The 13887-nt window shown below is 62.6% G+C and carries 21 protein-coding genes; 20 read left to right on the top strand and 1 reads right to left on the bottom strand.

Annotation, left to right across the window (positions count from 1 at the left end):
• The first annotated feature begins 5 nt into the window (after window positions 1-5).
• Genes I6F24_RS12530 through I6F24_RS12595 form a run of 14 tightly spaced genes read left to right on the top strand, consistent with a single transcriptional unit; the run spans window position 6 to window position 9958 of the window.
• On the top strand, window positions 6-569 hold the full coding sequence (locus tag I6F24_RS12530) for a DNA circularization N-terminal domain-containing protein (RefSeq protein ID WP_225156358.1): 564 nt from the start codon (window positions 6-8) through the stop codon (window positions 567-569).
• Window positions 566-1252, top strand: coding sequence for a hypothetical protein (locus I6F24_RS12535; RefSeq protein WP_225156361.1), 687 nt, complete (start codon window positions 566-568; stop codon window positions 1250-1252). Before I6F24_RS12530 ends, I6F24_RS12535 begins: the two co-directional genes overlap by 4 nt.
• Window positions 1252-2418, top strand: a complete 1167-nt coding sequence (locus I6F24_RS12540; RefSeq protein WP_225156363.1) for a phage baseplate assembly protein — start codon at window positions 1252-1254, stop codon at window positions 2416-2418. Before I6F24_RS12535 ends, I6F24_RS12540 begins: the two co-directional genes overlap by 1 nt.
• The gene (locus I6F24_RS12545) at window positions 2415-3305 is read left to right on the top strand and encodes a phage baseplate assembly protein (RefSeq protein WP_225156365.1); all 891 of its coding nucleotides are present in this window, start codon (window positions 2415-2417) and stop codon (window positions 3303-3305) included. The genes I6F24_RS12540 and I6F24_RS12545 overlap by 4 nt, the downstream gene beginning before the upstream one ends.
• 10 nt (window positions 3306-3315) lie before the next feature.
• The gene (locus I6F24_RS12550) at window positions 3316-3825 is read left to right on the top strand and encodes a phage GP46 family protein (RefSeq protein ID WP_225156367.1); all 510 of its coding nucleotides are present in this window, start codon (window positions 3316-3318) and stop codon (window positions 3823-3825) included.
• On the top strand, window positions 3825-4895 hold the full coding sequence (locus tag I6F24_RS12555; RefSeq protein WP_225156369.1) for a baseplate J/gp47 family protein: 1071 nt from the start codon (window positions 3825-3827) through the stop codon (window positions 4893-4895). The genes I6F24_RS12550 and I6F24_RS12555 overlap by 1 nt, the downstream gene beginning before the upstream one ends.
• Before the next feature lie 6 nt (window positions 4896-4901).
• Window positions 4902-5657: a putative phage tail protein gene (locus tag I6F24_RS12560; protein ID WP_225156371.1), complete on the top strand. Its 756-nt coding sequence runs from the start codon at window positions 4902-4904 to the stop codon at window positions 5655-5657.
• Between the two features lie 9 nt (window positions 5658-5666).
• Window positions 5667-6014 (top strand): hypothetical protein, encoded by a 348-nt coding sequence (locus I6F24_RS12565; protein ID WP_225156373.1) that lies wholly within the window; start codon window positions 5667-5669, stop codon window positions 6012-6014.
• Between the two features lie 14 nt (window positions 6015-6028).
• Window positions 6029-7342: a hypothetical protein gene (locus I6F24_RS12570; RefSeq protein WP_225156375.1), complete on the top strand. Its 1314-nt coding sequence runs from the start codon at window positions 6029-6031 to the stop codon at window positions 7340-7342.
• Window positions 7335-7589 carry a hypothetical protein gene (locus tag I6F24_RS12575; protein WP_225156377.1) on the top strand — a complete coding sequence of 85 codons (255 nt, stop codon included), beginning with the start codon at window positions 7335-7337 and terminating at the stop codon, window positions 7587-7589. Before I6F24_RS12570 ends, I6F24_RS12575 begins: the two co-directional genes overlap by 8 nt.
• Window positions 7586-9238: a hypothetical protein gene (locus I6F24_RS12580; protein WP_225156379.1), complete on the top strand. Its 1653-nt coding sequence runs from the start codon at window positions 7586-7588 to the stop codon at window positions 9236-9238. Before I6F24_RS12575 ends, I6F24_RS12580 begins: the two co-directional genes overlap by 4 nt.
• Window positions 9238-9447 (top strand): hypothetical protein, encoded by a 210-nt coding sequence (locus I6F24_RS12585; protein WP_225156381.1) that lies wholly within the window; start codon window positions 9238-9240, stop codon window positions 9445-9447. The genes I6F24_RS12580 and I6F24_RS12585 overlap by 1 nt, the downstream gene beginning before the upstream one ends.
• Window positions 9447-9776, top strand: a complete 330-nt coding sequence (locus I6F24_RS12590; RefSeq protein WP_225156383.1) for a hypothetical protein — start codon at window positions 9447-9449, stop codon at window positions 9774-9776. The genes I6F24_RS12585 and I6F24_RS12590 overlap by 1 nt, the downstream gene beginning before the upstream one ends.
• Before the next feature lie 2 nt (window positions 9777-9778).
• A complete protein-coding gene (locus tag I6F24_RS12595) occupies window positions 9779-9958 on the top strand; it encodes a hypothetical protein (protein ID WP_225156385.1) in 180 nt (59 codons plus the stop codon).
• A gap of 35 nt (window positions 9959-9993) precedes the next feature.
• On the opposite strand, the gene I6F24_RS12600 is transcribed toward I6F24_RS12595, so the two are convergent.
• Window positions 9994-10374 carry a helix-turn-helix transcriptional regulator gene (locus tag I6F24_RS12600; protein WP_225156387.1) on the bottom strand — a complete coding sequence of 127 codons (381 nt, stop codon included), beginning with the start codon at window positions 10372-10374 and terminating at the stop codon, window positions 9994-9996.
• Between the two features lie 215 nt (window positions 10375-10589).
• Between I6F24_RS12600 and I6F24_RS12605 the strand changes: the two genes are divergently transcribed.
• From I6F24_RS12605 to I6F24_RS12630, 6 genes are all read left to right on the top strand, one after another.
• Window positions 10590-11300, top strand: a complete 711-nt coding sequence (locus I6F24_RS12605; protein WP_225156389.1) for a LuxR family transcriptional regulator — start codon at window positions 10590-10592, stop codon at window positions 11298-11300.
• Between the two features lie 268 nt (window positions 11301-11568).
• Window positions 11569-12288: a Crp/Fnr family transcriptional regulator gene (locus I6F24_RS12610; RefSeq protein ID WP_225156391.1), complete on the top strand. Its 720-nt coding sequence runs from the start codon at window positions 11569-11571 to the stop codon at window positions 12286-12288.
• Window positions 12285-12602 carry a hypothetical protein gene (locus I6F24_RS12615; RefSeq protein ID WP_225156393.1) on the top strand — a complete coding sequence of 106 codons (318 nt, stop codon included), beginning with the start codon at window positions 12285-12287 and terminating at the stop codon, window positions 12600-12602. The genes I6F24_RS12610 and I6F24_RS12615 overlap by 4 nt, the downstream gene beginning before the upstream one ends.
• Window positions 12586-12852, top strand: coding sequence for a hypothetical protein (locus I6F24_RS12620; RefSeq protein ID WP_225156395.1), 267 nt, complete (start codon window positions 12586-12588; stop codon window positions 12850-12852). Before I6F24_RS12615 ends, I6F24_RS12620 begins: the two co-directional genes overlap by 17 nt.
• 11 nt (window positions 12853-12863) lie before the next feature.
• The gene (locus I6F24_RS12625; protein WP_225156398.1) at window positions 12864-13610 is read left to right on the top strand and encodes a hypothetical protein; all 747 of its coding nucleotides are present in this window, start codon (window positions 12864-12866) and stop codon (window positions 13608-13610) included.
• Window positions 13607-13792 carry a hypothetical protein gene (locus tag I6F24_RS12630; RefSeq protein ID WP_225156400.1) on the top strand — a complete coding sequence of 62 codons (186 nt, stop codon included), beginning with the start codon at window positions 13607-13609 and terminating at the stop codon, window positions 13790-13792. Before I6F24_RS12625 ends, I6F24_RS12630 begins: the two co-directional genes overlap by 4 nt.
• The last annotated feature ends 95 nt before the right edge of the window (window positions 13793-13887 follow it).

The raw sequence follows: 13887 nt of genomic DNA on the forward strand, positions 1-13887 counted from the left end.
CAACGATGGCGACGATCAAGGACATCAAGAACCCCTGGCGGGAGAGATTTCAGCAGGCATCGTTTCGCGGCGCGATCTTCTACGTAGAGAGCGGCGCGCGCAGCAGCGGGCGCCGCGTCGTCGTGCACACCTATCCGAAGCGCAACGATCCCTACAGCGAGGACATGGGCCGCACGCCGATCAGTTACCACGTCAGCGGCTTCCTGATCGGGCCGAACTACCTTGACGCCCGCGACATCCTGATCGCCGCCCTGGAGGCCGACGGACCCGGCACGCTCCAGATGCCGCTCGACTACATGGGCCAGAACCTCGAGGTGATGGCGGGGACGTACACCATCACCGAAGTGCGCGAGCGCGGCGGCTACTGTGCCATCGAGATGGAGTTCACCGAATTCGGCAAGCCGGGCTTCTCAGGCGTCACGGCGATGCCGACATCGGAGACGCTCGCCGCATCCGGATCGGTGCAGGACACCGTCGCATCGTTCATGGCCGGTCAGGTCGGAGCGATCCTCAGCGCCGAGCAGATCAATCAATTGTGGAACCAGACCGTGGGGAGAGTTGCGGGATGACTGCAAACTGGCAATGGCGTGACGTGGCGGAAGCATCGCGCCTCGTGCAGACGATGTGTCCGGTCATGCTCGGCACCGCGCCCGGCACGGCGGTCGCCGCTGGCCCGCAGTTCCGGCAGACCGTCGGTAACATCGCGGCGCATGCGTCCGACTACATCATCGACGGCACGCTGACGCATCGGGTCGTGATCGCGCTCACGCTCGCTCGCATGTGCGGCGCCACCGCGCAGACCCTGGGACAGGTCCGGAAGGCCGCGCTCCACCAGGCGCCGGAAGGGCTCATCGCGGTCGCGACGCAGTTCATGTTCGCCTCGATCTCGCTCGCCCAGGAAAGCATCGCAACGACGACCATGACGTTCCCCTCGCGCGACGACGCAGCGGCGATGAAGGCGAGCATGATGGCGGCCTTTGAGGAGGTCGAGGAGGCGGTGCCCGACGCGCTCGATCAGTCCTGCTACATGGCGATCGTCGCGCTGCACGGGCGCGTCGCACGCCAGTTCTACGAGACCGAGTTGGTCCTGCCGCGTGTCATCTCTTACCGCTATCCGGTCACCCTCCCCGCCCTGAAGATGTCGCAGCTCGCCTACGGCGATGCCACCTACAGCGACGAGCTCTGGCGGGAGAACAAGGTCGTCCATCCGGCATTCATGCCGCGCGACGGCAAGATGCTGGCGGTGCAGTGATGGCGTGGAAGAACCCGACAGAGATCGCGGAGCTTCGCGTCAACGGCATGCCGTTCCGCGACTGGACCGCCGTGACCGTGGTCGATGACACCGATCAGGCTTACCCTTATTTCTCTTTCGAGTGCACGGAGTTTTCACCGACGCCGGTCTCTTTCACGGCGATGCAGATCGCGCCAGGGGATCAGTGCGAGATCATGCTGGGCGGCGTGCTCGCGCTCACCGGCTTCGTGATGGAGCGGCAGGTCGGCTACGCTGGGAAGGAGCACTCGATCCTGATCAGCGGTACGTCTACGACCTACAACACCGCAATCAGCTCGATCAAGCCGGACACGAACGGCAACTATGATGGCATGTCGCTGGAGCAACTGGCGAGGAAGGCGGCCGGGTATCACGGCGTCAACGTCAAGACGATCGGGCAAATCCCGGGCAATCCCTTCAAGGAGCTGCAGCACAATCCCGGCGAGCTGACCTACAACTTCATCGAGCGCGCTTGCCGCATGCGGGACGTGAAGGTCGGCAGTGACGCCCTGGGCAACCTCCTCCTCATCGGCGACCACGAGGCCAACCCGGTCGGCGAGCTGATTGAGGGCAAGAACATCCTTCGCGCATCATGCGTCATCCGCGACACGCACTTCTATCAGCGGCACTACTCCATCGGGAACGGCGCCAGCCACGACGACAAGAACATGGACCCGGCGAATAAGAACGTCGGCGAGGCTCCGGGCAAGGGAAAGCGGCCGGTCTGGTGGATCGACTTCATCGACATCCCGACCGCCGACAAGCAGGAGTATCAGTGGCGGGCCGCCACCTCGCGCCGCGTCTTCGAGGGAAGCGAGGTCCAGGCCAACATCACCGTCCAAGGATGGGTGCAGGGCAACGGCGCATTGTGGAAGGCGCGCGACACCTATCACGTCAAATCGCCGATGCTGATCCTCAACAATGACCTCACCTGCAAGAAGGTCACCTATGACCAGCGCGACGGCGGCGGCACGACGACGACGCTGGAGATGGTCAACCCGCTCTACATGAAAGCGCATGCGCCATTCGCCAAGCCGGGCAGCGGCGACGCGCCGGTCGTGAAGACCAGCGGCGACACCAGCAAGTCGGTGTTCGACACCGGCTCCACGCCGATCGTCGGCAACACCCAGAAAGGACCACTCGGATGAGGTTCGGCTCACCTATCGAGACCTCGTTTCGCTCGTTTATGAGCATCTTCCGGGCGACCGTGAACAACGTCGCGGACAAGCACATGATGCAGGAGACCAGCATTGACGGTTTCCACTCGCACAAGCGCAAGAACATCGAGGCGCCGCAGAATTACGGCTTCTCGTCGGTCGTGATGCCGCGCGACGGCAAGCAGGGCCAGGGTGGCGGCTACGCCAACGACGACATCGGTGGCGAGGCGGCAGAAGCGATCATGCTCTCCGCGGGCGGCATGTCGCACTACATCGCGGTCGTGATGGACGATCGCAGGCACCGGCCGCGCGTGATGCCGCCTGGATCGTCGGCGCAGTATGGGCCAAACACCGATCATGGCCGGGCGCTGACCTACATCAAGCCGTCCAGCAAGGACGACAAGGAAGGCGGCGTGTTCATGATCGTGCCGCACCCCGACGAATACGTCTCCATGCGGCACATCAACAGCAAGAAGCAGCCTAAGCCGAAGAAGCAGCAGCAGGACCAGCAGGGCGGCGGCAGCGCGGGGGCGCAAGCGCGCGACATCCTCAACGTGGCGTCGGACGCTGGCGGCGACGGCCAGGACGAGGAGGAAAAGTACAATCACGAGAAGGGCGACGGCATCAACACCGAAATCCGCTGCACCAAGGGGCGCATCGAGTTTCGGGTCGGCGATGATGTGGTCGGCTACTACGACAAGGAAAACAAGCGCTGGTCGTTCACCGGAGAGATGAGGCTCGGCTCTGATGACGCAGACCATCCGGTCTACGGCGTCAACGGCGGCAAAGGCATGACCACGGAGCCCTCCGGCATGGGTGCCGTGCTCGTGAAAGCGCCGAAGCCCGGTCCTCCGACGTCCGAAGACGCGAACCCGTGAGAGTGAACCCATGCCCGACATTCGCTACGTCCAGCAAACCGACATCGCCATCGTCGGCACCGCCGTCGAACTCGACTGGCTGATGACACCGATGCACCTGCTCGGCGACGGCTTTGGCTTGCAGAGCGCGGTCATCATCGCGCTTGGCACTGACGCGCTGGTGCCGCTCGATGCCGTGCTTCCCGATCCGGACAGCACCGATCGCGGCGGATGGTGGGGCGACATGGACGCGGAGGAAATCTGGAACGGCTGGCCGGTCGGCTCGAAGCTCTGGCTCCTGCGACGCGCCAAGATCACGCCATCGGAAGCGCGCGAAGGCAGCACCGTCTATCGCGCCGAGAGCTACACGCGCGAGGCACTGCGGCCTTTCACCGATCAGCGCATCGCTTCTCGAATTGATGCGGGAGCATCTAGAACAGATCGTGGAAGGATCGATGTCAGCGTCGTAATCTATCGCGGTCCCGATAGGCCTGTTGATCTTCGCTACGCGAGCTTGTGGGAAGAACTCGGAGCGCCCTGATGCCTTGGACTACTCCATCGCTCAAAGACGTTCGCAGGCTTGTACGGGACTACGTGCTGTCGCGGGTTGGCGGCGTCGCGCTGATCCCGAACTCCGCGCTGCGCATCATGTCCGACGCGCAGGCCGGGCTCACCCATCTCACGCTGATCTATCTCGACTGGCTCGCCAAGCAACTGATGCCGGACACCGCCGAGCGGGAATGGCTCGATCGCTTCGGCGTCATCTGGCTAACCAACGCCGACGGCAGCAAGGGACGGCAGGCGGCGACCTTCGCGAGCGGCAGCGTAACGTTCAGCGGCAACGCTGGCGTCGTCATCCCGCAGTTCTCCGAACTCATCGGTGCGAACCAGATCACCTACGAGACCCAGGACGAGATCACGATCGGCACGATCCCGACCGAAGTCGCGGTCAAGGCCACGATCGCTGGCCTCGACGGCAACCTCGACACTGGCGAGGCAATCTCGCTGACGTTGCCGATCGGCGGCGCGGACACGCGGGCGACGGTCGTCACCATGGAAGGCGGCGTCGATGAAGAGAGCGACGACAGCTTGCGCGAGCGCATCCTGTTCCGCATTCAGAACCCGCCGATGGGCGGCAGTCAGGCCGACTATGTCCGCTGGGCTCGCGCGGTGCCGGGCGTCACGCGTGCCTGGGCCTACCCCGAGATGGGACCGGGCACGATGACCGTGCGCTTCCTGATGGACGAGCTGCGCGGCGACAATCACGGGCTCCCCGAGCCCAACGACATCGCGGCGGTGCAAGCCTATCTCGACGTGATGCGGCCGGTCACGGTCAAAGACATGTGGGTCTCTGGCCCGGTGCCGCTGTTCTATACGATCGCGATCAGCGACCTCGTCAACGACGATGGCAGCACGCAGGAGAAGATCCTGCAGTCGATCCAGAAGATGGAGTTCCAGCGGTCGGCGCCTGGGCAGACCATGTACCGCTCCTGGGTCGATGAGGCGATCAGCAACGCCGTCGGCGAGGATCACCACGAATTGGCGTTCGATACGCTCGTGCCGTCAGAGCTTGGCTACATGCCGATGATCGACACCATCAACTATTCGTAGGGCAGATTGGACCAGCACGTCACCAGGACCGGCGACGACTACGCCGAGCAGTTGGCGAAGCTGCTGCCGCGCGGTCAGGCGTGGCCGACCTTCTACGAGAGCACCCTGCAGACGGTGGTGCGCGGGCTCGCCCAGGTGTGGGGAGACTTCGAGCTTCGCGCCTCGCTGCTGCTGGAGCAGGAGAGCGACCCGCGCTCCACCATCGAGCTGCTTCCCGACTGGGAGCGCAACTGGGGTCTGCCCGACCCCTGCTACAAGAGCCCGCAGTCGATTGCGGACAGGCAGCGCGCCCTGGTGCAGCGCATGACGATCGAGGGCGCGCAGTCGCGGGCCTTCTTCATCGATATCGCCGCGCAGATCGGCTACACGATCACGATCACCGAGTATCGCCCGTTCATGGTTGGCATCGATCGCGTCGGCGACAATCGCGTCATCGGCGACGGCAGCCACACCCAGCTTGACTATCTCGGCAGGCTCGCGCTCGACCCGACCGGCGTGCCACCGGATGAAGGCGAGTATTCCGAATATCCCTACATTCTCGGCCCCGACTCCAATCGCTGGTACTGGACCGTGCACGTCGGCACGACCCGCCTGACGTGGTTCAGGTGCAGCGCCGGACAGTGCGGCGTCGATCCGCACCTCATCATCGCGCTCGCGGAAGATTTGGAGTGCTTGCTCAATCGCTGGAAGCCAGCGCACACGCAGATCATCTTCGACTACTCCGGCCTGTCGACTGGCGGGCCGATGGCTGGCACGCCGTGAGAGGTGGCAATGGCGATCGTCAACATCACAACCCAGAACGACGCCGACTTTATTCGGCAGTTTGCGTACCAGACGGTGGACCTCGTTCCGATCGACCTCACCGGCAACACGCTGCGCATGGGCATCCGCACGCACGCGTCGGATGTTGACCAGCATTTGCTCCTGACGACCGAGAACGGCGGGCTCACCATCACCGATGCACCCAATGGCAAGTTCACCCTCTACATCAGCAAGGCTCAACTGGAGCGCATCGCAACGGAGACCTTCGATCATTCGCTGATCCGCATCACGCCGGCCGACGCGCACCTGCGCATTTGGTCTGGCACTTTGACGAACACCTCGGGCCCGAGCCGGTGAAGTGAGGACAGGACATGAAGTACAATCAACCGTATGGGATCAGCGATCCGAACGGCCCTTACATCAACGGCGATCCGAGCATTGGGCGGGCTGGCTCGATCCCGCCTGCGGAGAGCATCGAGTTTCCGCAGCGCGAGATCGTCAACCTGATCAGCGATGTCAATCTGTTCGCGCCGGATAATGCGGACCTGCGCCAGCTCGGCAAATCGATCCAGTCTCAGAAACTCTGGGCAGTCGATGATGCTGGCACGGCCAACCAGTATTCGGTGACGCTGGCTCCAGCGCCCGGTACGTATTTCCGCTACCTGCTGGTCGTCGCCTGGATCGTCAACCCGAACACCGGTCCCGCCAACCTCAACGTGAATGCGATGGGCGCGAAGCCCATCGTGCGATCGGACGGCTCGCCGCTGATCCCCGGCGACATCGGGCAGAACACGCTCAACGCCTTCATGTACGACGGCGCGGCCTTCCGCATGGTGTGGCAGGGCAAGAGCGTCGGTGGCCCGGTCTTCCTCGACCGCAACCTGACCTTCTACGTCAACGATGCCACCGGCAGCGACAACAACGACGGCGCGGCGGCGGTGGTCGGCGGCGGCCATGGTCCGTTCAAGACGTTGCAGAAGGCGGCCAACACGGTTCGCTTCATGAACCTCAATGGCTACAACATCACGATCAACGTCGCCGACAGTCAGAATTACAGGGCCGTCAATCTGCCCGCCTGCGCCGGGTCTGGCACCGTGCTCTGGGTCGGCAACGTGAACACGCCCGCGAACGTGCTGATCTCCGAGAACAACACCATCGCTATCGCCGTCAGTGGCGTGAACAACGTCATGCAGGGCTTCAAGGTGCAGACCACTGGCGTCGCGGGCCAGCAGAACAACACCTGCGCCGGCATCCACGCGCAGGGCACCGTGCAGGCCACGTTCCAGAACTTCGAGTGGGGACCGACCTTTGGCCCGCAGATTTTCGCCTACGGCGGCGCGTATCTTCGGTTCGGTGGTCCCAAGCGGATCAGCGGAAGCGCACAGAGCCACGCCTATGGGCTGGGCTGCTTCATCAACTGCCAGCAGGGTGGCCGGGTGGACTGTCTGGAGGTCTCTCCGCCTCAGCCGCTGACCATCGTTGGTGCCGTGAACTACGCACAGGCGTTCATTGAGGCGCAGCAGCTCAGCGCCGTCGCGTTCAACTACAGCACGCTGACCGGCGCGGCGACCGGCAAGAAGTACGATGCCACGTACAACTCCGTGATCAACGTGGCCGGTGGCGGCGCCAACTATCTGCCAGGCGATGTGGCAGGCACGGTCTCGAACGGAGGTCAGTATGGCTAGGTTTTTTTACGACCCCTATGATTGGTACTGGCTCGCTGACGACGGCCGCCTCTATTCCAGCAAGCGCCAGTCGATTGTCCCGCAGAGCGACCCCGAGTTCGCGGAGTGGCAGGGCGACGACCCGAAAGCGACGCCGCAAATCTGGCCGCGCGACGATCAGGGAAACCAGACCGACGCCGAGTTGCAGAAGGTGATGGACGAATACGGCTTCACCGTCCCGAGCACCGCGAAAGGCAAAGAGAAGTGAACAAGGTCGAAGTCAGCAACGCTGATCGTGATGTGGCTATCGGCACCACCAGCGACACCGTGGTGGTTGCTGATTTCGATGTCGAGATCATCCAAGAGCTTGAGCAAGGACCGCCCGGCCCGCAGGGGCCGATGGGACCGGCGAGCACCGTCCCGGGGCCAACAGGAGCCCGCGGCAGTCTTTGGTTCGAAGGCGCAGGCGCACCGAGCGGCATCGTGGGCGCGCAGGAGAACGACAACTATCTCGATACGACCAATGGCGATGTCTACAATTTCACGATCGGAAGCTGGGGCAGTCCGGTCGGCAACATCAGAGGTCCGCAGGGCATCCAAGGTATTCAGGGGGTGCAGGGCATTCAGGGTGTCAAGGGCGATACCGGCACGCGCGGCTCGCAGTGGTACGAAGGCGCGGGTGCGCCCGATGCGATCAGCGGCGCGCTCGACAACGACAACTATCTCAACACTACGAACGGCGACGTCTACAATTATGCGGGCGGCTCCTGGGGGGCGCCGGTCGGCAACATCCGGGGACCGATTGGTCCGACAGGCAGCAACAACGATCCGAACGCCGTCCACTTCGACGCGGCGCAACCGGCGATCACCGTGGCGCAGAAGTCCATCGCTCGCGCCAACGTCTACGCCGCGCCGCTCGATGCACTGGCCTACAACGGCATGCAGTTCAATGGCGGCTTCGAGGTCGCGCAGGACGGCGCAGGCAGCACGACGGCGCATGCCACGTTCTTTTGTGATGGCTGGTGCCTCTACGCTGTCGGCACGGTCGGTGCATGGGCGCGGTGGATGACGGGGCCGAATTTTCCGGCACAGGGCAGCAACAACTACGGCTCAATTGAGATCACGGCAGCGCAAGCCGCGCTCGGGGCCAGCGATGGCGTGGCAATCTATCAGGTGATCGAAGCCTATCGGATGGCACGTCTCGGATTTGGCACTGCAGCGTGCCAGCCGATGACGCTCTCCTTCTGGAGCGCCCATGTTCGCACCGGCATCTACTCCGGGTCGGTCAAAAATCTCCTGACGGGCTATTGCTATGTGTTCGAGTACACTCAAGCCGGTTCCGGCGTCGCGCAACATAACGTCATCCAAATTCCGCCTCAGACCGCTGGTGCGGCACCCTCCAATCTGACGACTGGTGCTGGCTTCTATCTGACCTTTGCGATGGCGGCTGGCAGCGGGCTGCGGGCTGGCGCCGGCTGGAATGCTGGCACGACGGGCGTGATCGCGTCGAACAACCAGATCAACGGCGTCGCGGCGACCACCGACCGCTTCCATATCGGGAATGTCGCGCTGTTGCCCGGCAACGAGGCGCCGACATCGGATCGCTCTCATCTACTGTTGCGCCCCTATGCCGATGAGCTACGCACCGCGATGCGCTATTGGGAAACCGGCAACTTCGCGATCGGCGGCATCAGCGGCGCAGCTCTCAACCGCAACTTTCAATTCACGCTGCCGTACAAGGAGCGCAAGCGCGCGACGCCGACTGCGCTCCCGCTCTCCAACCTCGCGCTGACACGCTCCACGATGAGCGTTTATGGCTCGCAGATTGACAACATCATCCTCTATGCAAGCAACACCACGGCGAACGATGACTGGTTCGCATCTGGGACGTGGGCGGTAAACGCGAGGCTGAACTGATGGCTGAGTATCAATTGACCGCAACCGATGCCGTGATCCGCACCGCCGATCAGGCGCTGATCCCAAACGACGAGGGCAACGCTGACTGGCAGATCTATCAGCAGTGGCTCGCGGACGGCGGCGTCCCTGATCCCGCGCCGCGAATGGTCAACCCAAACCTCGACACCAAACCGGCGATGACAGCCGCCGAAATTCTGGGAGCAGCATAATGTCCGCAAAAGACCACATCGCGACAGCCTCCGATCCCGAGTTCGCGGGCCGCGTCATGATGATCATGTTCAAGGTGGCGCAGAACGTCGCGAGCGAAGACCCGGCCACGGCGAACCACGCGGAGCGCATCGCCTATGCGAGCTTCGTCATCATGGGCAACGAGAAGCCGCAGCTCGTGTCAGCCCATGTGATCTCATCGAACCCGACGATCTCGGGAGCCATCGACAGCGACCCTGCCGCGCTCGGCTCGAACGTGCCGGACGGCGACATCGAGTTCGCGCTGGCCTCCATCTGGGATGCGCGGTCCCTGGCGTTCGCAGCAGCGTGATTATGCGCAAGGCGATCGGCGACGTTATCGAGGGGCTTCGCGGTCAGCCGCTCGCCCTGGCGCTCGTCGTCATCAATCTGCTTTTTCTATCTGGCTTCGCTTTCATGCTCCGCGAGATCGCGCAAGCGGTCGCGCGCAAGGATGCACTCCTCGCCGAGATCGCGGGTCATTGCATGAAGTAAGCGGGGCAGAGCTCGGCCCCGCCGGATGCAGCCAGCTAGTGCCCGACGAAGCGGCGGGCTAGTTCAACGACGGCGGCGCGCATCACTTCGTTCTTTATTTCAACGAAGCTGTTGATCAGCTTCATGCCATCGCGCGTCGCCGCAACACGATCCAAATTTGAAAGCTTCTGCGACTTCTTGCCCTTCTTCTGGCCGGGCAATAGATCGGCAACATCGCACTCAAATATCTTGGCTATTTCCTGCAACCGCGAGCTTGTGATGCGGTTGTCGCCCTTCTCGTATTTTTGGATTTGCTGGAAGGATAGGCCAAGCATCCGGGCCAGCTCTTCCTGCGAGATGCTGCGAGCGTTTCGGTAGGCTCGAACCTTCTCGCCTATGTACAAATCGACCGAGGTGGCCGCCTTGTTTCTCGACATCGTTTCCTCGTGCTAGGTCCGGCCGATTGCAGCCGGTACAACCGTAATCTGTGTGCGCGTAACGGGTAGCGTGGTCAAGGCTCTACCGCTGGCAGAGACGTTTCCGGATTGTATGGATGCGATCCGGACAAATTACAGAGCCGCAACCTGTAACCGGCAGTCTTAATTTCGTCGTCTTGTCACGAAATGGAACCGGCTGAGCAAGCAGGAAAATCATGCAACGTGCCGCCCTGGAATTTGTCGAAAAAGTCGAGAGCCTCATGACCGCCGACGCGGTCATGAATGAATTCGGCGCGGCGCTGCGCAAGCGCGGCGTTGAAAATTATCTGTTCACCTTCAACCCCCTGCCGACCGAGACGTTTGCTGACATCACCTTGGCCAGCCGACTACCGGCCGGGCTTACCGACGCCTACAACGCGCTTGGTCTCGTGCGTCACGATCCGAGCTTCCGCCATGCCCAGCAAACCGCGCTTCCGTTTCGGTGGTTCAAGGAAGCTCCTTACAATCCCGAAGCCGAGCCCCGCGCGCAGGAGGTCATCGAGTTCTTGCGCGACTTTGGCCTTGTCGATGGCATCGTGCTCCCGTTTACAACGACAGCACGTCGGCTTGGTCACGTCTGGTTCGGCGGCCCTACGCTGGATGTGCCGAAACGCGAAGAACCAGTGCTGCACTGCATGTGTTTCTATGCGTTCGAACGGGTGCTGCAGATCAAGGGCGTCGAGACATCAGCTCCTGTTGCCCTGACCTCGCGCGAGCGTGAGGTGTTGACGCGGATCGCAATCGGAGAAAAGACCGAGCAAATTGCTGATGCCATCAAGCTGAGCCGAAGCACGGTGCTCCATCATCTCAACAACTGTCGCCGCAAACTCGGCGCGGCGACGCTCGCGCATGCGGTGATGATCGCGGTGCGCATGCGCATGATCTAACCTCGACGCACTATCACTTCTAACAGCCTGCGCTCGATGCACACTGTTACTTCTAACAGGTGCATGCACTTCTCGACCTGTCACTTGTGACAGTGTCTGATGGTGCAATAACAAATGTTAGAGATTTTTCTTGCGCTGACAATTTTTCCTGTCATCTAATGTTTCGTCGCTACACGCTGGCACAGAGTAACTTCGGCAACTCTACCAGCGCGAGACGACCAAAAAACATTGGATCACCTTCGGTGACGAGGGGACGGGAATGCCGGGAATGCAGGAACTGTCCACCAATGATTTGAGGTGGCTTCGGGAATTTGTGGCAACTCGCGCTTCGGGCAAGCGGCTACTGAACTACAGGAAAGGCGCCGTTCTGTTCGAGAAGGGAGAGCCGATCGAGCAGGTTTTCCTGATCTCGCGCGGTCAGATCAGGGTTGATGGGACTTCGCCGCAAGGCCGAGCCGTCCTGATCGAGCAATGCGGGCCTCACGACTGGCTCGCGGAAGGCGCGCTGCACGAGGAGCAGTTTCACACCAATACGGCGACCGCGCTGATGGACAGCGATCTCATCGCCTTCGCGCGCGAGACGTTCCCGGCGCTGTTGCACGAGCACGCGCCGCTCCTCCGCATGTTCACGAGGGGAATGGTCAAGAGCAACAAGACAATGCGCCAGATGCTCGATAACCGGCTGATGAACTCAGCGCATTTGCGGCTGGCCCGCGCGCTCATCAGCATGTTCGGCAACAGTGAAGCACAGGAGCTGCGCATCGAAGCGACGCCGAAGCGCCTCGGCGACATGGTCGGGATCGCACGCCAAACTGCGGACAGGGTCATCAAGGACTTTCGGGTCGCTGGAGTGCTGACCAAGCTGGACAGCGAGCGCTATACTCTCCACCGCGCGGAGATGGAGAAATACCTTCGCTGGGCAGAGAGCCCCTCAGCAAGCACTGCGCACGAGATGGCGCACTACCTCATGTCCGTGGGTGACGAATGAAGCGGCTGAAGCTTGGAGCGGCAAACGACAAGGCGGCGACGCTGGTCAGCGACGACGGCGTGATCACGATTGCCTGCGACGATGCATCGACGGTGGCACGGGTGATCGCGATCGCCGTCAATCACCATCCGGCCCTGGTCGCGGCACTCACCCCGTTCCGCTCCGGTGAGATGGGCGACCTGCTGGTGGACTTGATCGATCAGCGCGAGCCCAACAGCGAGACGGCGCAGGCGCGGCTGATCCAGCTAGTCGCTATGATCGACGTGATCTTGGACAGCGTCGAGGGGATGGAGCGGCATGACCTCGACGCATGAGGTGGACGTTGCGGCACACGCCGAGGCGCTATGCAAGATCATCGAGCGCCTCCTGCACGGCCGAGGTCCGGTGGTTCAAGGAGCCGTGCTGGTCGATCTGACCGCGATGTATTTCGCCGGGCATCACCCGGCGGTGCGCGAGGAGTGCATCACAGAATTCGTCAAGGCCATGCGCGAACTGATCCCCGTCAACGAGGCGATCATATTCGAACGTGAGGGCGGCAAACCTGCGGGCTGGGAAATCCAGTAATGGGAGCAAGCATGAACGAGCTGGTGGAGATCGCGACAGCCGAGCTGAAGCAGTACGGCATAAAGCCGGAAGTCACGCACACCAATGGTGGCCACATCGAGATCGCGTGGCGTGCGGTGCCGGAAAAGGAACTCCGACGCGTCATCACCTCCAAGACCGGAAGCGACTGGCGCGGTCGCATGAACATCCGCGCCGAGGTGCGCAGGCTCCTCCGCGCCGACAACGTGACCCTGAAGACGGAAGAGCCGAAGAAAAAGAGGCACGCCGAGCTGGCGAAGGCGCTCAGCCTGCCGAAGGAAGTGGTGCCGATCCCGGATCAGTTAGCCGCCCTTCGCGGCGAGGTGGCGGACCTCAGCGAGCTGATGGTGCGGGTCGCCAGGGTGGTCAGCCGGACGGCCGCAACGCAGGCGGCGCAGTTCGCCCAGACGGCGCCGCCGCCCCCACCGCCGGAGCCGGTGAGCTCCCGCAGCGTCAAGATCAAGGAATATCTGTCGCTCGATCGATGGGTCTCGCTCTCGGCGCTCGCGCGCGACACCGGGCTGACGCCGAAGCAGATCAAGCTCAAGGTGGACTATCTTGAGCGCCTGGGCGAGGTGTCCACCTATCAAGGACAGGCAAAGCTGAACGCAGTCGAGCCACGTCCGAAGAAGCCACGCGGTCGCGCGGCGCAGAAGCTGAAGCTGCAGGCGAAGAAGCTCAACGAGCATGCGGGGGCGGATCGCACGAACGGCCGAAAGCGAAGCCGGGTGGCGGCATGAGGGAGAAAGACTGCATTGTCGCGTGGGTGCGAGAGCACGGCTTGCACGATGGCTGGCTGCTTGACCTCTACTACCACCTGACGCGCCAAGGCATTCCGCCCGATGCCGCGATCGAAGCGATGGAGCACTTCGTTGACGATGCCATCGCAATCAAGACGAAGTCGGCTTGGACGGCCACATGAATGAGAAAGGCCGATGCAGGTCATGCTTGGGGTGCCGGTCGGCGAAATGATCGAGGCGGGCCGGGCGCCGCGGGAATGGCGCACGTAGGCAGCAT

The sequence above is a fragment of the Bradyrhizobium sp. BRP23 genome (genome assembly GCF_020194135.1).
GTDB lineage: Bacteria > Pseudomonadota > Alphaproteobacteria > Rhizobiales > Xanthobacteraceae > Bradyrhizobium > Bradyrhizobium yuanmingense.